At 47.8% G+C, this 19,995-nt stretch carries 11 protein-coding genes and 15 tRNA genes; 13 read left to right on the forward strand and 13 right to left on the reverse strand.

The window, feature by feature from the left end; genetic code table 11:
• Positions 1-236: 236 nt before the first annotated feature.
• Together SHEWANA3_RS07385 and SHEWANA3_RS07390 are read left to right on the forward strand one after the other, a co-directional pair.
• Positions 237-815, forward strand: a complete 579-nt coding sequence (locus SHEWANA3_RS07385; protein ID WP_011716478.1) for a thymidine kinase — start codon at positions 237-239, stop codon at positions 813-815.
• A 287-nt stretch (positions 816-1,102) separates the two neighbouring features.
• The gene (locus tag SHEWANA3_RS07390; protein WP_011716479.1) at positions 1,103-4,174 is read left to right on the forward strand and encodes a transglycosylase domain-containing protein; all 3,072 of its coding nucleotides are present in this window, start codon (positions 1,103-1,105) and stop codon (positions 4,172-4,174) included.
• Between the two features lie 125 nt (positions 4,175-4,299).
• On the opposite strand, the gene SHEWANA3_RS07395 is transcribed toward SHEWANA3_RS07390, so the two are convergent.
• From SHEWANA3_RS07395 to SHEWANA3_RS07450, 12 genes are all read right to left on the reverse strand, one after another.
• Positions 4,300-5,679 (reverse strand): sigma-54 dependent transcriptional regulator, encoded by a 1,380-nt coding sequence (locus tag SHEWANA3_RS07395; protein ID WP_011716480.1) that lies wholly within the window; start codon positions 5,677-5,679, stop codon positions 4,300-4,302.
• Positions 5,676-7,487, reverse strand: coding sequence for an ATP-binding protein (locus tag SHEWANA3_RS07400; protein ID WP_011716481.1), 1,812 nt, complete (start codon positions 7,485-7,487; stop codon positions 5,676-5,678). The genes SHEWANA3_RS07395 and SHEWANA3_RS07400 overlap by 4 nt, the downstream gene beginning before the upstream one ends.
• Positions 7,488-7,585: 98 nt before the next feature.
• On the reverse strand, positions 7,586-8,983 hold the full coding sequence (locus SHEWANA3_RS07405) for a TRAP transporter large permease subunit (protein WP_011716482.1): 1,398 nt from the start codon (positions 8,981-8,983) through the stop codon (positions 7,586-7,588).
• Positions 8,983-9,627, reverse strand: a complete 645-nt coding sequence (locus SHEWANA3_RS07410; RefSeq protein ID WP_011716483.1) for a TRAP transporter small permease — start codon at positions 9,625-9,627, stop codon at positions 8,983-8,985. Before SHEWANA3_RS07410 ends, SHEWANA3_RS07405 begins: the two co-directional genes overlap by 1 nt.
• 62 nt (positions 9,628-9,689) lie before the next feature.
• Positions 9,690-10,712: a TRAP transporter substrate-binding protein gene (locus SHEWANA3_RS07415; RefSeq protein ID WP_011716484.1), complete on the reverse strand. Its 1,023-nt coding sequence runs from the start codon at positions 10,710-10,712 to the stop codon at positions 9,690-9,692.
• Positions 10,713-11,106: 394 nt separating this feature from the next.
• Positions 11,107-11,337 carry a hypothetical protein gene (locus tag SHEWANA3_RS07420; RefSeq protein WP_011716485.1) on the reverse strand — a complete coding sequence of 77 codons (231 nt, stop codon included), beginning with the start codon at positions 11,335-11,337 and terminating at the stop codon, positions 11,107-11,109.
• Positions 11,338-11,480: 143 nt separating this feature from the next.
• Positions 11,481-11,556, reverse strand: a tRNA-Val gene (locus SHEWANA3_RS07425).
• Between the two features lie 25 nt (positions 11,557-11,581).
• Positions 11,582-11,657 (reverse strand) — tRNA-Val (locus SHEWANA3_RS07430).
• A gap of 25 nt (positions 11,658-11,682) precedes the next feature.
• Positions 11,683-11,758, reverse strand: a tRNA-Val gene (locus tag SHEWANA3_RS07435).
• Positions 11,759-11,799: 41 nt separating this feature from the next.
• A tRNA-Val gene (locus SHEWANA3_RS07440) sits at positions 11,800-11,875 on the reverse strand.
• A gap of 32 nt (positions 11,876-11,907) precedes the next feature.
• Positions 11,908-11,983: transfer RNA gene (locus SHEWANA3_RS07445), tRNA-Val, on the reverse strand.
• Between the two features lie 48 nt (positions 11,984-12,031).
• Positions 12,032-12,107, reverse strand: a tRNA-Val gene (locus SHEWANA3_RS07450).
• 588 nt (positions 12,108-12,695) lie between these two features.
• Here SHEWANA3_RS07450 and gltX point away from each other — a divergent pair.
• From gltX to SHEWANA3_RS07500, 10 genes are all read left to right on the forward strand, one after another.
• On the forward strand, positions 12,696-14,105 hold the full coding sequence (gene gltX / locus SHEWANA3_RS07455; RefSeq protein ID WP_011625747.1) for a glutamate--tRNA ligase: 1,410 nt from the start codon (positions 12,696-12,698) through the stop codon (positions 14,103-14,105).
• Positions 14,106-14,209: 104 nt separating this feature from the next.
• A tRNA-Ala gene (locus SHEWANA3_RS07460) sits at positions 14,210-14,285 on the forward strand.
• 67 nt (positions 14,286-14,352) lie between these two features.
• Positions 14,353-14,428, forward strand: a tRNA-Glu gene (locus SHEWANA3_RS07465).
• A 107-nt stretch (positions 14,429-14,535) separates the two neighbouring features.
• A tRNA-Ala gene (locus SHEWANA3_RS07470) sits at positions 14,536-14,611 on the forward strand.
• Between the two features lie 64 nt (positions 14,612-14,675).
• A tRNA-Glu gene (locus tag SHEWANA3_RS07475) sits at positions 14,676-14,751 on the forward strand.
• A 180-nt stretch (positions 14,752-14,931) separates the two neighbouring features.
• A tRNA-Glu gene (locus tag SHEWANA3_RS07480) sits at positions 14,932-15,007 on the forward strand.
• Between the two features lie 99 nt (positions 15,008-15,106).
• Positions 15,107-15,182: transfer RNA gene (locus tag SHEWANA3_RS07485), tRNA-Glu, on the forward strand.
• A 99-nt stretch (positions 15,183-15,281) separates the two neighbouring features.
• Positions 15,282-15,357, forward strand: a tRNA-Glu gene (locus tag SHEWANA3_RS07490).
• Positions 15,358-15,456: 99 nt separating this feature from the next.
• Positions 15,457-15,532: transfer RNA gene (locus tag SHEWANA3_RS07495), tRNA-Glu, on the forward strand.
• Positions 15,533-15,630: 98 nt separating this feature from the next.
• Positions 15,631-15,706: transfer RNA gene (locus SHEWANA3_RS07500), tRNA-Glu, on the forward strand.
• 521 nt (positions 15,707-16,227) lie between these two features.
• Here the strand turns inward: SHEWANA3_RS07500 and SHEWANA3_RS07505 are convergent.
• Positions 16,228-18,057, reverse strand: coding sequence for an ABC transporter ATP-binding protein (locus tag SHEWANA3_RS07505; protein ID WP_011716486.1), 1,830 nt, complete (start codon positions 18,055-18,057; stop codon positions 16,228-16,230).
• A gap of 181 nt (positions 18,058-18,238) precedes the next feature.
• Here SHEWANA3_RS07505 and SHEWANA3_RS07510 point away from each other — a divergent pair, with 181 nt between their 5' ends.
• Positions 18,239-19,867: an AlkA N-terminal domain-containing protein gene (locus SHEWANA3_RS07510; protein WP_011716487.1), complete on the forward strand. Its 1,629-nt coding sequence runs from the start codon at positions 18,239-18,241 to the stop codon at positions 19,865-19,867.
• Positions 19,868-19,995: the final 128 nt, after the last annotated feature.

Genomic DNA, 19,995 nt, shown 5'->3' on the forward strand with positions numbered 1-19,995 from the left:
TGTGACAGGGTTTGTCTGATGACTATTTTCTGGTTTGGACGGAAATACGAACAATCATGTTAAGCCGAGGTAGAAGAGGTCGTTGGTTTAATATCCGTTCGAAGCCACAAGATTGGGATTTCAGTAGAAAAGCTGAGATTGGCCTAGTGTGTTAGGGCACGGCGCAATGGTAAACTAGGCGCCATAAGCTCTGGCAACAGAGAAACAATAAATTTAAGTTAAAAAAGGGATTCGTTTTGGCGCAATTGTATTTTTACTATTCAGCAATGAATGCGGGTAAATCCACCTCTCTATTACAATCTTCCTATAACTACCGCGAGCGCGGCATGAATACCCTAGTGATGACGGCCTCTATCGACGACAGATACGGTAAAGGTAAGGTGGCATCACGTATTGGTATTGAAACCGATGCCCAGGTATTTAGCAGCCACGACAATCTGATAGACATGATCACCACGGCGCACCAACAGAATCATTTGAGCTGTGTGCTGGTGGACGAGTGCCAATTCTTAAGCAAAGAGCAAGTTAAACAACTTACTTATGTTGTTGATAAAATTGATATCCCAGTTTTGTGCTATGGTTTACGTACCGACTTCCAAGGTGAACTCTTCACTGGCAGTCATTATTTGTTGGCATGGGCCGATAAGTTAGTCGAGCTGAAAACCATTTGTCACTGTGGACGCAAAGCCAATATGGTGGTGCGTCTTGATGGTGAAGGTAAAGTGATGCGCGAAGGTGAGCAGGTGGCAATCGGCGGTAATGAAAGTTACGAATCGGTTTGCCGTAAGCATTTTCGTGAGTTTATTTGGGATTGATTGAAGCCTCAAGCGCGGTTAGCACTTGCGATAAGTTGCTAAGTATTTTTGCGCTAACCACTTTGAGGCGCGCTGCCAACTCATTAAAATACGGTGAGATCTAACAAGAGACGCAATGATCCTGTGTTGTTAGGTCTTGCTCAATGAAGGCAAAGGAATGTATTTGCAGACTCATGCACAGTGGACGAACTTAAGTGTGAGTTTTGCCCTGATACTGGATGTGTTGAGCATAGGTTGGGAACTTTCCCACGTAGAAAGGATTTGTTAAGTGATTTTTGGGAGCCGTTTTGCCTAATTCTACGCAAGAAATGCAATTCGAAAATTATCGTCCTCGTCCGCCACAACCCGAACCTAAGGCTAAGCGTCAGCGCAAGCCGAGATCTAAGGGGCGTGTCTGGTTCCTGTTTTTTATTCTGATTATCTGTGTGGCGATTTTAATTGGCCAAGAGGTTAAAACCTCTTATTTCCAGTCTAAGTATGTTCATCAATATGCGCAGACCTTGACCTATGAGCTGAAAAATCAGCCCACTCAGTCAATTATCTATCCAAGTTACGGACCCTTCGATGAACGTCACGGCTACAGTAAGTTGCCCCAGTACATCGATAGATTGCTTCAGCGTAATTTCCAAGTGACGCAGCAAGTGGAGTTTTCCCCTGCGCTACAGGAATACGCCCAAATGGGCTTTTTCCCGCCTTACCATGAGAAGGCGCAATCGGGGTTAGCGCTGCTGGATTGTCGCAATACCGATCTCTATGAGTTTGCTTATCCTAAACGTGTGTACCAAGATGACGATAAAATCCCCAATGAAATCGTCAATACCTTGTTATTTATTGAAAACCGCGAGCTGTGGACGACTGAGCCTAAACTTAATCCGGTGATCGACTGGCCACGCTTTATTGTGGCGGGGATGAGTCAAATCGCTGAAATGGTGGGGATGAATGTTTCTACCGCCGGTGGCAGTACACTGGCGACGCAAATTGAGAAGTTTCGCCATTCCTCCCAAGGGTTAACCTTAAGCATTAAGGATAAGCTGCTGCAAATTGGCTCGGCCACAGTGCGGGTTTATCAGCAGGGGGAAATTACTGAGCCTGCCCGTAAGCGGATTATTCAAGATTATTTAAATACTGTGCCTTTATCCTCAGCGCCTAACCACGGTGAAGTACATGGCATAGGCGATGGCCTGTGGGCGTGGTTTGGTACCGATTTCGATACCGCCAATAAACTGCTTGCTTCGCCGCAAATCAAAGCCAATGCCGCTAAGCGTGGCCAAGTGTTCCGTCAAGTGGTGGCCTTGATGATTGCCCAGCGCCGTCCTTCCTATTATTTGTTACAGGGACATGAGGATTTAGAAAATCTGGTCGACAGCCATATTCGTTTACTCGGCCAATACTATTTGATTGACCGCCAACTTAGAGACGCAGCGCTTGCTCAAAAACTGCAGTTTAAGGTGGCTAAAGCCCAACGTAATACCCAGTCGGGAGCGGATAAGGGCGTTAATACGATACGCATTCGTACTGCGGGCATGTTAAATGTCGGCCTGTATGATTTGGACCGCCTCGATTTGACCGTCAACAGCAGCTTGCACAGCGACTTACAACAACAGGTGAGTCATTACTTACGCAGTCTTGGGCAGGCCGCTACGGCCGAGAAGGTAGGCCTCTTAGGTGAGCGATTACTCGAACCCAGCCAACTGCAAAACGTGCTCTACAGTTTTACCCTCTATGAAAAAACCGAGACGGCGAACCGTGTGCGGGTGCAAACCGACAGTACTGACCAACCCTTCGATATTAACGAGGGCAGTAAGTTAGAGCTGGGCTCGACGGCCAAACTCAGGGTGCTCGCAACTTACCTTGAGATCATTGCCGAGATCCACGACAAATACTCGAAGAAACACGGCATTGAGTTGGAGTCGATTGAGATTGAACCCCGCGACCATCTCACGCGCTGGGCGATTGATTACTTGATTGTGAATCCGGATAGACGCCTCGACCGCATGCTGGATGCGGCGTTGCAACGGGAATACTCAGCCTCACCGAATGAGCAATTCTTCACGGGTGGCGGTTTACATGTGTTTAATAACTTTAAAAAATCAGAAGATTTTAAAGTGCCGACCATGTACGAGGCGTTGCAAAACTCCATCAACTTACCCTTCGTTCGTTTGATGCGTGACATAGTCAACTACAGCAGTAGTATGCAAAACGAAGGCAATATGGCGCGTCTGCTGCGCAACGATAAGGATCCACGCCGTGAGGAGTATTTGCGGGTGTTTGCGGACCGCGAAGGCAATACCTTCGTCAATAAGTTCTACCGTAAATATAAGAAAGTGGCGCCCAATGAGCGTTTAGAGCTGTTCTTCGATGGCCAAACCCAAGCGGAGCAGCAGCTCACTGCGGCTTACCGTTATTTGCAGCCTAATGAGTCTGTGGCCTCGTTTAAGGCCTTCTTGCAGCAGCGTTTGCCGCAAAACAATTACACAGATAAGCGCATCAAAGAGCTGTATAACAAGTACGGCCCTGAAAAATATAATCTGCCTGACCAAGGTTATATTGCGCGGGTGCATCCACTCGAGCTATGGGTGCTCGATTACTTGAATCAACACCCTGAGGCTAATCTCAACGATGTGAAGGAGGCCAGTAAATATGAGCGCCAAGAGGTTTATCGTTGGTTGTTCAGAACGCGCCATAAAAACGCGCGGGATGTGCGGGTACAGGTAATGCTGGAGGTGGAAGCCTTCCTCGACATTCATCAACGTTGGGCGCGTTTAGGCTATCCATTTGAATCTATGGTGCCTTCTTTAGGCTCGGCACTTGGCAGTTCGGGTGACAGACCCGCGGCGCTGGCGGAATTGATGGGGATTATTCAAAACGATGGTTATCGTTTACCGACGGTGCGGATTAATCAACTGCACTTTGCCGAGGAAACCCCCTATGAAGTTCGGCTCGAAAACCAAAATACTCAAGGTGAACGAGTGATGCGCCATGAAGTCGCCCAAGCCTTAAAGGCGGCGCTGGCAAACGTCGTTCAAAACGGTACTGCACGACGTCTTAAGGGCATCTTTACCGACGACAACGGTGAGATGCTGGCAATTGGTGGTAAAACGGGGACGGGTGATAACCGTATCGTGACTCAGATGCAGCAGGGCCGCAAAGTGGCTACCACTGCGATGAACCGTACCGCGACTTTTGTGTTCTACTTAGGCGATAACTACTTCGGCACCTTAACAGCGTTTGTGCCGGGCAGTAAGTCGGACGATTTTAGTTTTACTTCGGCTCTGCCATTACAAGTGATGAAAGGCATGATGCCAATTCTCGCGCCTTATGTGAAATCTTCGAAGGGCATGTGTGTGCGGGATGAGTAATGACTCACTTTTGCGATATGCGTTTTTGATACATCAGCATTGAAATGCTAGCTTGAGGTTCCTTAGATAAAGCAAACCCCGCAGCCGTGAATCGGTTTGCGGGGTTTTTATTGGCACCGACAGTATTACTCGTCAGCGTTGATATATTGTTTGCGGTCTAAATCGTACTTACGCATCTTGTCGTATAAGGTTTTACGCGGCAGTTCGAGTTGTTCCATGGTCTGCTTAATGCTGCCCTTGTTATGGCTTAAGGCCTCTTCTATCAATACCCGCTCAAAAAACTCGACCCGTTGCAGCAGCGACATACTGGTATGCAGGCTCGGTGCATTACCTAAGCTGCCGGCGAAGGCCGCTTCACCACCGAGTAATACATAACGTTCGGCCAGATTTCGCAGCTCACGCACATTACCCGGCCAGTCGTGGGAGGTGAGGATAGCATTCTGCTCGGCATTGAGGGCAATCAGCGCCTTGTGGTAACGTGCAGAAGCCATACGGGCAAAATGTAAGAATAATAAGGGAATATCTTCGCGGCGATCCCTGAGTGGTGGAATCGGCACTGTCACCAGATTTAAGCGATAGAGCAAGTCTTGGCGAAACTCTCCGGTGTCGCACAGGGACTTTAAATCCACCTTAGTGGCGGCAATCACTCGAATATCCAAATGAATGCTCTTATTGGAGCCTAAGCGCTCGACCTTGCGATCTTCGAGCACCCGCAGCAGTTTGACCTGTAACGACAGTGGCGTGCTTTCGATTTCATCTAAAAAGAGTGTGCCGCCGTTGGCATACTCAAACTTACCGATACGCAGTTTATCGACACCGGTAAAGGCTCCGGCTTCGGCGCCAAAGAGTTCGCTCTCAATCAAGTTTTCGGGAATCGCGCCGCAGTTAATGGCGACAAAGTTGGCCTGATTGCGACTGCTGTGGTCGTGTAGATAGCGGGCGACCAATTCCTTACCCGTACCCGTTTCACCTTCGATAAGCACATCGGCGGGGGTATCGATTACTTGGTCTATGATATGACGCATGCGCAAAATGCCGACACTGTGGCCTAATATTCTTGGCCCGGGCACGTTATGGCTTTCTAACTCTTTCTTTAATTTACGGTTCTCTAGGGTGAGACTGCGTTTATCTAAGGCGCGTTTCACCACATCTAACATGTGTTCGTTGTTAAAGGGTTTTTCGAGAAAATCGTAGGCACCTTGTTTTAAGGCATTGACGGCCATGGCGATATCGCCAAAGCCTGTGAGCAGCACCACGGGTAAATCGGGGTCCTGTTGACGAATTTGTTGCATCAGGCTGATGCCATCGAGTTGCGGCATATTCACATCGGAAATCACCACGCCCGCCCAGTCCCTGTCGAGTAATTTGGCAATCCCTTTGGGATCGGTAGTGGCGAAGGCTTTAATGCCTTCAAGCTCAAAAAGCTGTACGAGCACTGTGCCAATATGGGGCTCATCGTCGATGATCAGTACGCTATAGTCTTGAATTGAATTGGGCAGACTCATGATGACTGACGTTCCTCGGCTAAATAAATCGGTAAAATAATATGGAAAATGGCGCCGCCGTCCTCGGCATTGGCAACATTAATTTGCCCCTGCATAGACTCGATAATGCGCTGGGAAATGGATAAACCCAGACCAAGCCCTGTACGCTCGCTGGTGGTGAAATAGGGCTCGAAAATCTTCTCCATCTGGCTCTCGCGCACCCCGGGGCCTGAGTCCTGAATACTGATACAGAACTTGTCCGCACAGTTTACCCTAATACTCAGTGTCCGTTTTGAAGATTGCTGCATGGCGACAATCGCGTTGCTCATAATATTCACAAACACTTGCTGCAATCGCACTTTATCACCCCAAACCTGATATTGGCCTTCTGGCAACAGCACATCGAGCTCAACCCCTTGCTTGTCGATTTCGGGCTGGACTATGGTCAGGGCTTGCTTGATACAGCCCTTGAGATCGGTCGCGCTATCCGTGCCTTGGCTCTTACGGGTAAAACTCTTAAATTGGCCGACAATATCGGCTAACCGGTCGGTCAGTTCGATGATAATTTTAAGGTTATCAGAGGCTTTATCCGGCATATTGCGGGCGAGGAAGGTCTGGGTATTTTGCGCATAGCTGCGAAGGGCGGCTAAGGGTTGATTCAGTTCATGGTTGATACTGGCGGATAGGCTACCTATCACGGTCAACTTAGCCGCTTGAATGAGTTCATCCTGAGTATCTTTGAGGCGATCATTGGCCTGTTGCAGATCTTGGGTGCGCTCTTCCACTCTTTGCTCCAGTAAACTCTGGGCGAGTTGCATACGTTGCAAGTTGCGGCGCCGCTCGCTACTAAAGAGTAAGCCTAAGGCGAGCAGTAAGTAGATAGAGGCCGATAACAGCATAAGTGCGGGCATGGATTCGAGCAGGGGTTTCATCGGCGCCAGAATATGCACCCGCCAACCCGCCTTGGTCATCAAATGATGGGTGTCCATATATTGCGCCTGACTGTTGCCGGAGCGAATTTGATAGATATGGCCATTACTCAGACTATCTTCTTGATATTGTGGCTTTATCAGTAATTCGCCAATCGGCCGCTCCGCGTAACGTTTTGAGGCATTTAAGGCATATTGTTTGGCCTGAGTTAGCGGCGTGAGTGAGGCTAAGCGCCATTCATCGACACTGGAGATAAATACGATATCGTCGGGGTCGCTGATGAGGAATTGATATTGCCCCGCCATCGCAATGCTGGTGCTTTGCTGCTCGATATCGGCGATATCCACTTTTACAATAATGGCGCCCAGAATGCCTTTGGCGCCTTGCTGATAAATAGGGTAAGAGAAGTAAAAACCACGTTTATCCGAACTGGTGCCCACCGCATAGTAGCGGCCTAAATTGCCCGAAATCGCGTCGGTGTAATAGGGTCTGAAGGAGTAGTCTTTGCCGATAAACGAAAAACTCTGCTGCCAGTTGCTGGCGGCAATCGCAATGCCTAGGGCGTCGATAAGATAGATATCGGATGCCTCAGTGACATGCTGAATTTCTTCCAAGTACAGGTTGAGCTCTTGCACCTTCTTGGGGTTTTGTTGATCGTTGAGCACATTAGCGAGCATAGGGTTAGTTGAAAGTACGTGGGGGATACTCTCGTAACGCGACAGGGCGCCATCTAAGAAGCTAACCAGCTCTTTGAGTTGTCGCTCGGATTGTTGTTGTATTTCAATTTTGCCCTGATGAAAGTGCACCCAGTAGGTCAATTTTAAGATGGCAAATAAGCCCGCAAGTAGCACTATGGTCATTAAAAGACGTTGTTTGGCCTTGGGCGTCATGGGCAACATAGCAGGTAATCCTGTCCACACTGAATAAAACAAAGCGAGCCTGAGTAGGCTCGCTTAAAAACTATCTAGAATCAAGGAATAATCCTTATTCCTTGAGATTAATATCCGTTGAGCTTATCCAGAAATTCTGGCAAGAACAGGGAGATTTGTGGCACGTAGGTGATAAGCGCCAAGAAGGCCAACATCAGTGCTAACCAAGGTAGTACTGATTGGATCACCCAGCCGATACTGCGGCCTGTGATCCCCGCCGTCACGAAGAGGTTAAGCCCCACCGGCGGTGTCAGCATACCAATCTCCATGTTCACCACCATGATGATGCCTAAGTGGATAGGGTCGATACCTAAGTGGGTGGCAATCGGGAACAAGATTGGCGCCATAATCAGCACGATGGCCGATGGCTCCATAAAGTTACCCGCCGCTAACAGCAGTAAGTTGACAATGATTAAGAAGCCCCACGCAGGTAAGCCCATGCCCACAATATGTTCGGCAATGATATGGGGAATACGCTCAGTAGTCAGCACGTGGGCGAATAGCATGGCGTTGGCAATGATAAACAGCAACATGATGCTGACCTTTGCCCCGTCGCGCACCACATGGCGGATTTCTTTGTCGATTGGGGTTTTAATCAGTCCGAGCGCCATATGGCCTAAGTTACGGACAATGGCGCTGGGGATCGGCTCATTAGGGTTACGCCATGCGACATTTTTCAATGGGCCAATATCGCGATAACCAAATACCGCAATGAAATAGGCATACATACAGGCTACGGCAGAGGCTTCGGTTGGACTGGCTACACCGCCATAGATTGAACCTAACACGATAATGATCAGCGCCAGACCACCTAAGGCTTTAGCACTGGAAATCCCCAGTTGTTTAAAGCCAGGGAAGGGGCGTGATGGCAGATTTTTAAAACGGGCGACGATATAAATCACTATCATCAGCAGGAAACCCATCATCAAACCTGGGATTAAGCCCGCCATAAACATTCTGGCAGCCGAGACTTCCGTCGCCGCCGCATACACTAGCATCACGATTGAAGGGGGGATCAAAATCCCTAAGGTGCCAGAAGTGGTAATCACACCGGCGGCAAACTTTTCGGGGTAACCTGCTTTCACCATACCGACGATAACAATGGAACCGATGGCGGCCACAGTTGCTGGAGATGAACCCGATACCGCGGCAAACAACATACAGGCCATCACAGAGGCCATGGCTAAACCGCCACGGATATGGCCGATACTGTCCATCGCAAAGTCGATGATCCGTCGTGCCACCCCACCGGTTGACAGAAAGGCTGAGGACAGAATAAAGAAGGGGATCGCCAGCAGGGTATAGTGCTCTGACGATGACTCATAAAGTTTTAACGCCACTGAGGCGAGGGAGTCGTTGGAGAAGAATAAAATCGTCAGCATGCTCGAGAAACCTAACGCAATCGCGATAGGCATACCTAAAAACATACAGACGAGTAGGGCAGTAAAGAGGGTCGCAATGGCCATTACTTCGCTTCCTTATTGTCTGTTTCTTGTTGTGCGTGCTGAGCAGCTTCGTCAATTAAATGCATGCTTTCTTTCGCTTCATCGGCAAATTGGAATCCAGAAACTTGGTTGCGTAGGATGGCGATAAACAGTTCTAAGAAACGCCAAGTCAACATGCTAAAACCAATTAATAGAATGCTTTGGGATAACCAAATGGGCACAGCGCCGTCTTCGACATCAATCTTTAAGGTGTTCCAAGCAAAGTCGGGATCTAAGCTGTTTAACAGGAACTTAGGAAAGTGAATATCTTCCATCGGTACGCCGATTTGGTACATCTGTGACAGATATTCCCAGCTACCTTTTAAAAATAGTCCGCAATAAGCTAAGCAAATCAATGCCGTCACTAGGGAAGTGATCTTTTTAGCCTTAGGGGGCAGATTTTTTACAAACGCATCAACACCGATGTGAGCACCGACTTTCACCCCATAGGACATACCAAAAAGCACAAACCAACCACAAAGGGTTAAGGTCAGTTCTTGGATCCATAAAAAACCGGTATTGAAGAAAAACCGCGCCACTACCTCTGTGAACACTAAGAGTGTCATTAAGGTGATTAAGAGGTTGAGCACCCCTTCTTCAAAGTAACCAAAAATTCGCGATATCACAGCTGTACTCCCCTCGCTCAAATACCGCTTAACCCCAAATAGAGGTTAAGCGGTTTATTTCATTATTGTTTATTTGCAGCAACAGCGGCTTCAATCACATCTTTACCTACTTGGTCTTCAAATTTCGCCCAAACAGGTTTCATTACATCAATCCATTTTTGACGCTCATCTGGCGTTAAGGTCACCAGTTGCGAACGTTTAGAATCAAGGATTAATTGCTTGTCTTCGTTATCTTTTTCAGCGGCGATCTTGTTACCTAAAGCGATAGATTCATCTAAGGCTTCTTTGATCACTTTACGTTTATCCGCTGGTAAGCTCTTCCAGAAGGCGTCAGAGGTTACGACCATGTAGTCCAGCACGCCGTGGTTACTTTCGGTTATTTGGCTTTGAACTTCATAGAATTTTTGTGAGTAGGTGTTAGACCAAGTGTTTTCTTGACCGTCGATCGCACGGGTTTGCAGCAGGGTAAACACTTCAGAGAATGGTTTCTTCACAGGAATGGCGCCCACAGCATCAAACTGGGCGGCTAATACGTCAGATGCCATTACACGGAATTTTAAGCCTTTAGCATCAGAAGGTTGTTTCAGTGGTGTGTTAGCAGAAAACTGCTTCATACCATTGTGCAGATAACCTAAACCGACAATACCTTTACGGCTCATTGAGTTCAGCAGTGCTTGACCGGCTTCACCTTGTTGGAAACGGTTTACTGCATCCATGTCATTAAACAGGAATGGCAGGTCGAAAACCTGTAGGCGTTTGGTATAACGTTCAAATTTTGAGAGAGAAGGCGCGACAAATTGCACATCGTTTAAGAGCAGTGCCGCTAACTCGTTGTTATCCCCAAATAACTGTGAGTTAGGGAATACACTGACCGTATATTCACCAGGTAAACGTTGCTCAACGAGTTCTTTAAACTTCAACGCCATTTGACCCTTTGGCGTATTTTCTGCAACCACGTGGGAGAACTTGATTTCAACGGGCGCCGCAAACACGTTAAAGCTGGTCGCAAACACTGAGGCCAGTGCCAGCATTTTTGCGACGGTTTTTAATGGACGTGTGATACCCATTTGTTGATTCAATGTCATTTTTGAGTTCCTTTTTCTGTTGTTAGGATTTGTCCTCAGCCTTGGTTAGTTTGTTACCAAGTGTGAGTAGGAATACAGCCTTGATTTCCCTGAGGTCTGTCTTAATAAAGGCAAATACCACGCCAACTTACGATGCACTCTGTAAGTGTTTGGTTAATAAAGTGTAGTTCATTTGACGTTTGTCACGCTTTTAGTTTTGTGGGTGAGATCTCGCTCACGTTGATTTTGGCTATGGGTGGAAATCCACCCAAACTGCATTTTGTGGGGTATGAGCAGAGGTTTTTAGCTTGATGATTAACTGAGCAAAATAAGTTGCTTTTAGATCAAAAGCTGGCTGAAAAATGACTATAGAGCAGGGGATTGGTGAGATGGCTAAGATGAAGTAATGCGGCAGTCAGCCGTGATCTTCGCCAATTCGCTTAAGGATTTCATCACTAGGAAGTAACTCCAAATGCCCGCGCTCATCGAAATACCAGCCAGTAATAAAACCTTTTTGGCGCATGCTGACGAGATTGCGCATGACTTCACGGGCTTCCCTCAGCGCGGTTTGTTCATCGCAGGCATGAGTATGCTTTAAATACGCTGCAATATTGGTGAGGGATGCAGATTGACTGACGCTGGCCATAGTGCTGATCTCCGAATATGCCTAAGGCAACAATCAGCAGCGTTTAATCGGATTAAATACTGGGTAACAGACTCAGTTAAGCAGATGCTGATTAAGATCAAGCATAGTTGAGTTGAGCTAGGGGTAAAGTTTTTGGGGGAATATGGTGGTCGCTACTGGGATCGAACCAGTGACCCCCTCCTTGTAAGGGAGGTGCTCTCCCGGCTGAGCTAAGCGACCCGGGGTAAATCAATACTGAAGAATATGGTGGTCGCTACTGGGATCGAACCAGTGACCCCCTCCTTGTAAGGGAGGTGCTCTCCCGGCTGAGCTAAGCGACCCGGGGTAAATCAGTACTGAAGAATATGGTGGTCGCTACTGGGATCGAACCAGTGACCCCCTCCTTGTAAGGGAGGTGCTCTCCCGGCTGAGCTAAGCGACCGGAATTCTTTCAATACAAATTTTAATGTCATTCTAAAAAAATGGTGGTCGCTACTGGGATCGAACCAGTGACCCCCTCCTTGTAAGGGAGGTGCTCTCCCGGCTGAGCTAAGCGACCGGAGAATGACGACACAGTGAATGAGAAGTATATGGTGGTCGCTACTGGGATCGAACCAGTGACCCCCTCCTTGTAAGGGAGGTGCTCTCCCGGCTGAGCTAAGCGACCCGGGCATATAACAACTTGTATACCATGATTAAATTTGCATTTAACACATGGTGGTCGCTACTGGGATCGAACCAGTGACCCCCTCCTTGTAAGGGAGGTGCTCTCCCAGCTGAGCTAAGCGACCTCTGCTGTGTGGAGCCGTATTATAGGGAGGTTCGATCGAGTGTCAACGCTTTTTAATGAAAAAAGCATTGGTCGCGCTATTTTTGCTCGGATTGACTTAATGTTAATCATGTCATCATTCAAAGTGTTACTTTATTGGACAATTTCGTCGGTATTTTCTTTTCAGGCTTTTGCGCTCACCTTGCCAATAAGTCAGCCTATCGCATCATTAAGCGTTCTTTTTTGAGGGTTTGCGGCTTTTTTAGGCTAAAGAGTGTTGTCTATACGGCTTAAATGATAAAGGAGTAGGGCGCAGCGACGTTCTCTTCATCTATTTTGCTAAATTTCGATGGTATGTTTCTAAATAGAGATGCGTATCCTTCAATTACATGGCTTTGGTTTTCGAGTGTTTGTTTTCGGATATGGAATGCTGGATTCTCATTTTTATCAGAGCCATCTAAAGCGCTCACCTTTGGGCAGATACTTTGAGGGGATCTACAATACCTGCACTCAGTGCCATTTGCAGCGCAGACTTAGGCTGCTAGAATAAGGCCACTTTTTACCGTGATTGTCTTTATCTAGACGACTTTATATAGGTTAGTGTCCCATTATGACAACTAAGACGCGTTTTGCCCCCAGCCCAACAGGCTTTTTGCACGTGGGCGGTGCCCGTACAGCTCTTTATTCTTGGTTACAAGCTCGTGCCAATAATGGTGAGTTTGTTTTACGTATCGAAGATACGGATATTGAACGTTCAACTCAGGCTGCCTGTGATGCCATTTTAGAGGGCATGAACTGGTTAGGTCTGACGTGGGACGAGGGCCCGTACTATCAAACTAAGCGTTTTGATCGTTATAACGAAATCATCGCGCAGATGTTAGAGCAGGGCACAGCTTATAAATGTTATTGCTCGCGTGAACGTATCGATGCTTTAAGAGAAGCACAAGCGGCAAATGGCGAAGCCCAAAAATACGATGGTTGCTGCCGTGACTTGCCGGCGCGTGACACTGATGAGCCTTTTGTTGTGCGTTTTAAAAACCCCATCGGCGGTTCAGTGGTATTTGATGACCATGTCCGTGGCCGTATCGAGTTTTCAAACGATGCATTAGATGATCTGATCATTGCCCGTACCGATGGCGTACCGACTTATAACTTCTGTGTGGTTGTTGACGATTGGGATATGGGTATTACCTGTGTGGTTCGCGGTGAAGACCATATCAACAACACGCCACGTCAAATCAACATCCTTAAAGCATTAGGCGCGCCTATTCCTGAATATGCCCACGTGTCGATGATTTTAGGGGATGACGGTGCCAAGTTGTCTAAGCGTCACGGTGCGGTAAGCGTAATGCAATACCGTGATGATGGTTACCTACCAGAAGCACTGCTTAACTACTTAGTTCGCTTAGGTTGGTCACATGGCGATCAAGAAGTGTTCTCTTTAGAAGAAATGAAGCAGCTCTTTAAGTTAGATGACATCAACAAAGCGCCTTCTGCTTTTAATACCGAAAAACTGGTTTGGTTAAACCAACACTATATTAAGACGCTTGATCCTGAATATGTGGCTAGCCATTTACAGTGGCACATGGACGATCAAAAGATTGATACCTCAAATGGCCCTGCTTTATCTGCGGTAGTAACAGCATTGGCTGAACGCGCTAAAACTTTAAAAGAGTTAGCCGCTTCTAGCCGCTACTTCTATGAAGACTTCGCAGAGTTCGATGCTGAGCAAGCGAAAAAGCACTTACGTGGTGTCGCGCTTGAGCCATTACAATTAGTGCAACAAAAACTGGCTGCATTAACTGAGTGGACTGTTGAAGCTATCCACCAAGCGATTGAAGCTACCGCGACCGAATTAGAAGTCGGTATGGGTAAAGTGGGTATGCCATTACGTGTCGCTGTGACAGGTGCAGGGCAGTCTCCTGGCTTAGATATCACCTTATTCTTAATAGGAAAGGCGCGTTCTGAGCAAAGAATATCCAAAGCGATTGAATTTGTAGCAGATAGAATAAATTCCTAAAAAACGAGTTGACACATTTAGGTGCGCTGCATAGAATGCGCCCCGTAGTTGAGACACAGACGAGCGAATGCTTGTAGTGCACTTAAATACAGCTTGATAAGTTTGGGGCTATAGCTCAGCTGGGAGAGCGCTTGCATGGCATGCAAGAGGTCGACGGTTCGATCCCGTCTAGCTCCACCAAACTTACCGCCGATATTAAGCGAGATAAGCATTAGTAATAATGTGAGTTAAATTAATATGTCCTTGTGTCCCCTTCGTCTAGAGGCCTAGGACACCGCCCTTTCACGGCGGTAACAGGGGTTCGAATCCCCTAGGGGATACCACTATGTTTATCACATAGGGTTCCTAGCAAATGACTAACGAGTCGTTTGGTAAGAACAAATCCAGTTTCTGCGATATATACTGAATATCAGTCATGTCGAAAGAATTTGGGGCTATAGCTCAGCTGGGAGAGCGCTTGCATGGCATGCAAGAGGTCGACGGTTCGATCCCGTCTAGCTCCACCAAATTCGCCGTATTAAGCGAGAGCACTGTTAGTCATTAATAGTTTTCAAATTAATATGTCCTTGTGTCCCCTTCGTCTAGAGGCCTAGGACACCGCCCTTTCACGGCGGTAACAGGGGTTCGAATCCCCTAGGGGATACCACCCTATCCCATAAAGATAGGGTGCTATCACAAATGACTAGCGAGTGATTTGTGAGATAACGGCAAGACCTCAGTGATGAGGCTAAATATCGGTCCTTGTGTCTCCTTCTGTTCTTAGAAGTGCGCCTAGGATACCGCCAATGTTAAGCGGGGATGAAAATTCGAATTAATATGTCCTTGTGTCCCCTTCGTCTAGAGGCCTAGGACACCGCCCTTTCACGGCGGTAACAGGGGTTCGAATCCCCTAGGGGATACCACTCTATCCCTTAAAGATAGGGTGCTATCACAAATGACTAACGAGTGATTTGTGAGTTAACAGCAAGACCTCAGTGATGAGGTTAAACATCAGTCCTTGTGTCCCCTTCGTCTAGAGGCCTAGGACACCGCCCTTTCACGGCGGTAACAGGGGTTCGAATCCCCTAGGGGATACCACTCTATCCCTTAAAGATAGGGTGTTATCACAAATGACTAGCGAGTGATTTGTGAGTTAACAGTCAGACCTCAGTGATGAGGCTAAATATCGGTCCTTGTGTCCCCTTCGTCTAGAGGCCTAGGACACCGCCCTTTCACGGCGGTAACAGGGGTTCGAATCCCCTAGGGGATACCACTCTATCCCTTAAAGATAGGGTGCTATCACAAATGACTAGCGAGTGATTTGTGAGTTAACGGCAAGACCTCAGTGATGAGGCTAAACATCGGTCCTTGTGTCCCCTTCGTCTAGAGGCCTAGGACACCGCCCTTTCACGGCGGTAACAGGGGTTCGAATCCCCTAGGGGATACCACTCTATCCCTTAAAGATAGGGTGCTATCACAAATGACTAACGAGTTATTTGAGATAAATAGCAATACCTCAGTTATGAGGAAAAACATAAGTCCTTGTGTCCCCTTCGTCTAGAGGCCTAGGACACCGCCCTTTCACGGCGGTAACAGGGGTTCGAATCCCCTAGGGGATACCACCTCAACTAAGATTAATCGCTAATGTTAGTTGAGAACAATAAGCCACCATTAGGTGGTTTTTTTGTATCTAAAATTCGTTATCCTGCCATAAGCCATAAGCCATAAGCCATAAGCCATAAGCCATAAGCCATAAGCCATAAGCCATAAGCCTATTCTATTGAGATCGTATCAGTTTATTTGTCTTGGGGGGTAGTAGGGGAGTTGGTACTTTTTGCTGTATTTACCTCTTATCAAATCGCAGTACCTATATAAGAGTAAATGGCGTCTCATTTCAGCAGAGCACCATACTTAGAGGGGCCTGTTTGCGGATATTGTTGAGGATGCGGATCCTGTTGAGGATTGAGGGGATTGTGGGGGATAGTTACCTGCAACTAACTCTTTGTGCCTCTCCCCCCAGCCAATAAAGCAAACGCAAATAATAAAGCCAAATAAAAAGGCGACTCGAGGTCGCCTTGTACATCCAAGCTCAATGATTTTTCAAATCAAAGTACAAGGTGGTGAGCTTAAGAAACGCTTAAAGCTACTCAACCCCGAGGAAGCCACCAGTTTGATGCGCCCAAAGCTGGGCATAGATACCGCCAGCAGCAATCAACTCTTGATGGTTGCCTTGTTCGACGATACGACCTTGATCGAGCACGATTAATCTGTCCATCGCGGCGATAGTAGACAATCTATGGGCAATCGCGATCACCGTCTTTCCTTGCATCAATTCGTACAAGCTTTCCTGAATCGCAGCTTCCACTTCGGAGTCCAAGGCAGAAGTTGCCTCATCGAGCAGTAAAATCGGCGCATTTTTCAATAGTACCCGAGCAATCGCGATACGCTGTCTCTGTCCGCCGGAGAGCTTAACCCCACGTTCACCCACTTGTGCATCTAAGCCATGGTTGCCATTAGGATCGGTCAGTTCATTAATAAAATCATGGGCCTGAGCCTGTTTTATTGCATGCTCGAGCTGGGTTTCGCTCGCATCAGGATTACCGTAAAGAATATTCTCCCGAATAGTGCGATGCAGTAGAGACGTATCTTGGGTCACCATACCAATCTGTGAACGCAGTGAGTCCTGCTTGACCGCTTTAATATCTTGACCATCGATACAAATTTGGCCTTTCTCAACATCGTAAAAACGCATCAACAGGTTCACTAGCGTGGACTTACCCGCGCCCGAGCGGCCAACGAGACCGACCTTTTCGCCCGCTTTGATATTGAGGTTCAGATCTTCAATAACACCAGTTTCTTCGCCGTAATGGAAACTCACCTGATTAAAATCGATACGTCCTTGCTCAACCACTAAAGTGTTGGCATTGGGCGAATCTTGGATAAGTGTTGTCTTGGAAAGGGTATTCATCCCATCGGTTACTGTGCCGATATTTTCAAATAACGAACTGATTTCCCACATGATCCATTGCGACATGCCATTGAGACGCAGCGCTAAACTCACGGCAATCGCAATCGCTCCAACGGAGATGGCATTGTCACTCCAGAGCAGGATAGACACAGCGGCAATACTGAAGGCGAGCATATAGTTAATCACTTGCACACTAACACTGATCCCCGTGACAAGGCGCATCTGGCGGTAAACAGTGTCGAGGAAACTGCGCATACTCGCCTTGGCATACTCGGCTTCTTTATCCGTATGGGCGAAGAGTTTCACCGTGGTGATATTGGTGTAACTGTCGACAATGCGTCCTGTCATCGTCGAGCGCGCATCGGCCTGTTCAGTCGAAACTGTTTTCAGCCTAGGCACAAAATACCACTGTAAACCGATATAGAGCGCCAGCCAGATCAGCATGGGGATCACCAGACGAACATCGGCACTGGCCACCATCACCAGCATGGAGGTGAAATACACTAAAATGTACACCAGCACATCGAGCAGTTTCATGACGGTCTCACGGACCGCAAGGGAAGTTTGCATCACTTTAGTGGCAATGCGGCCGGCAAAATCATTTTGATAGAAGGACACGCTTTGCTTGAGCAGATAGCGATGCGCAAGCCAACGAATCGACATGGGATAATTACCCAGCAAGGTTTGATGCATGATCAGCGCATGAAATAGCACTAATAATGGCATCACCACTAGGACCATCAGCCCCATTAATAACAGCGTCGAGCCTTCATCTTGAAAGAGCGTCTCAGGGCTTTTTTTCACTAACCAATCGACTAATTGCCCCATAAAGCCAAAGAGCGAGACTTCGAGCATGGCGATTAATGCCGTCAGCACTGACATTAATATAAGCGGTAATTCATAGCCCTTAGTGTAATGGCGGCAAAACGCATATACCCCCGTGGGCGGCTTGGTTGGTTCGCCATCGGGCAGGGCTTCAACCCAAGATTCAAATCGTTTAAACATGAATTGACTCTATTTTATTGAGAAAAGTGGATGGGGAAAACGTCGAGGTGTCTAGCATATAGGATCTTGCACTTTAAAAGCACGCGATGATCCAGTTCCGTTTTCCGCGAGTGTGCTAGCATAGGGTGACGTACAGTAACCGACAAGTACAAAATTGTGAATAAGAGTGTCGGATAGCCAAATGAAGCAGACAAGCGTGAGCCAAAATTCAGCCCCACAACCGCCATCCGAGCCGACATCAAGCGACGCGCAGGATTGCCAAATATCCGCCGGGATTTGCCGTGAAGCGCGCATGAGCCGCGATCCACGTTTTGACGGTAAGTTCTTTGTGGGCGTGTTAAGTACGGGGATTTATTGCCGAACAGTGTGCCCAGCAGTAGCGCCGAAGGAAGAAAATGTGCGTTATTTTGACTCGGCCATTAAAGCTGCACAGGCGGGACTCAGGCCTTGTCTACGTTGCCGCCCCGACAGTGCTCCTGGCTCTAATCCGTGGAAAGGCACTAACACAACCCTAGACAGAGCCATAGGTTTGATTGAAGCTGGCGCCTTATCTGGTGAGCACGGATTAACGGTCGAGGCCTTGGCGGACAAATTGGGGATCAGCAGCCGTTATTTAAATAAATTATTTACCGCAGGATTTGGCACTTCACCTAAACAATTTGCCCTCTATCGTCAGTTATTGTTCGCAAAGCAGTTGTTGCATCAGACGCAGTTGCCCATCACTCAGGTCGCCCTTGCCGCAGGCTTTAACAGTATTCGCCGTTTTAACGAGGCATTTCAGCAGGCGCTGCAATTAACGCCCACCCAGTTGCGAAAATCCAGTCAGAAATCGACTATTAAAATAGACGACGGGGAGAGTACTGAACTCGCTTGTTCACAGGAGATGCCAGCGCACAGCTTGAGTCTGTATCAGTATTATCGACCGCCGCTCGATTGGTCGGCGCAATTAGCCTTTTATCGCCTGCGCGCCGTCGAAGGCATGGAATGGTTTAGTGAGAGTGTAGCCCCTCACTTCCATGAGGCGATTGACCCAAATATACCACTTGAGTATGGCCGCACCCTGCAAATTGAGGATATTCGCGCAGTGGTACATATCGTCCATGAGGCGCCTTTGCATCGCTTTAAAATCACGCTGACGTTAACGCCTGACTCGCCCTTATCGGGTCTACAAAAGCTCATCACCCAAGTGCGGCGCATTTTAGATCTCGATGCAGATATGCAGAAGATTGAACACAACCTTCAGCATTTGACCGATCTTAAACTCAGTAGCAAATCCGGGCTTAGGATCCCCGGCGCAGGCGCGGTGTTTGAGGCGGGTTGCCGAGCCGTCTTAGGTCAGCAGGTGAGCGTAGTGCAGGCGACTAAATTACTGAATATATTGGTCGAAGCCTATGGCGAGTGCTTTAGTTTAAACGGACGGGAATATCGCCTGTTTCCTACGCCGCAGGCGATTCGTGATGCGAGTCTCGATGAGCTTAAAATGCCCGGTGCCCGCAAACTGGCGCTCAATGCGCTTGCAGCCTTTATCTGTGAGCAGCCCGAAGCCTCAGTCGATGAGTGGATTGGGGTAAAAGGCATAGGCCCTTGGACCATTGCCTACGCCAAATTACGTGGACTTGGCGATCCGAATATCTTCTTGCACACGGATTTAATTGTTAAAAAACAATTGTTAGCCTGTGTTGCCGAGCAAAGTGGCTTGGATATTGAAACGGTAAAACAGCTGGATTATACGGCGCTTGCACAGCGGGTGAGTGCGGATATCGCCCCTTGGGGAAGTTATTTGACCTTCCAGCTGTGGTCCAATGCATAGGCATTTCAGGCCACTCGTTATTGTTCCAGTGACTAGGAACCAGTGACGAGGCTCCATATGAGAGCCACTATTAACTATTTGAAACACAGTACGAAAACACTGTACTAAAGCCGTTTACGAGACCCATT

It is taken from the genome of Shewanella sp. ANA-3, assembly GCF_000203935.1.
Taxonomy (GTDB): domain Bacteria; phylum Pseudomonadota; class Gammaproteobacteria; order Enterobacterales; family Shewanellaceae; genus Shewanella.

Coding starts and splice junctions, on each gene's coding strand:
- SHEWANA3_RS07395 (WP_011716480.1), bottom strand. CDS start 5,679: ATGAGTCTGCCCAATTCAATTCAAGACTATAGCGTACTGATCATCGAC.
- SHEWANA3_RS07400 (WP_011716481.1), bottom strand. CDS start 7,487: ATGTTGCCCATGACGCCCAAGGCCAAACAACGTCTTTTAATGACCATA.
- SHEWANA3_RS07405 (WP_011716482.1), bottom strand. CDS start 8,983: ATGGCCATTGCGACCCTCTTTACTGCCCTACTCGTCTGTATGTTTTTA.
- SHEWANA3_RS07415 (WP_011716484.1), bottom strand. CDS start 10,712: ATGACATTGAATCAACAAATGGGTATCACACGTCCATTAAAAACCGTC.
- SHEWANA3_RS07420 (WP_011716485.1), bottom strand. CDS start 11,337: ATGGCCAGCGTCAGTCAATCTGCATCCCTCACCAATATTGCAGCGTAT.
- gltX (WP_011625747.1), top strand. CDS start 12,696: ATGACAACTAAGACGCGTTTTGCCCCCAGCCCAACAGGCTTTTTGCAC.
- SHEWANA3_RS07505 (WP_011716486.1), bottom strand. CDS start 18,057: ATGTTTAAACGATTTGAATCTTGGGTTGAAGCCCTGCCCGATGGCGAA.
- SHEWANA3_RS07510 (WP_011716487.1), top strand. CDS start 18,239: ATGAAGCAGACAAGCGTGAGCCAAAATTCAGCCCCACAACCGCCATCC.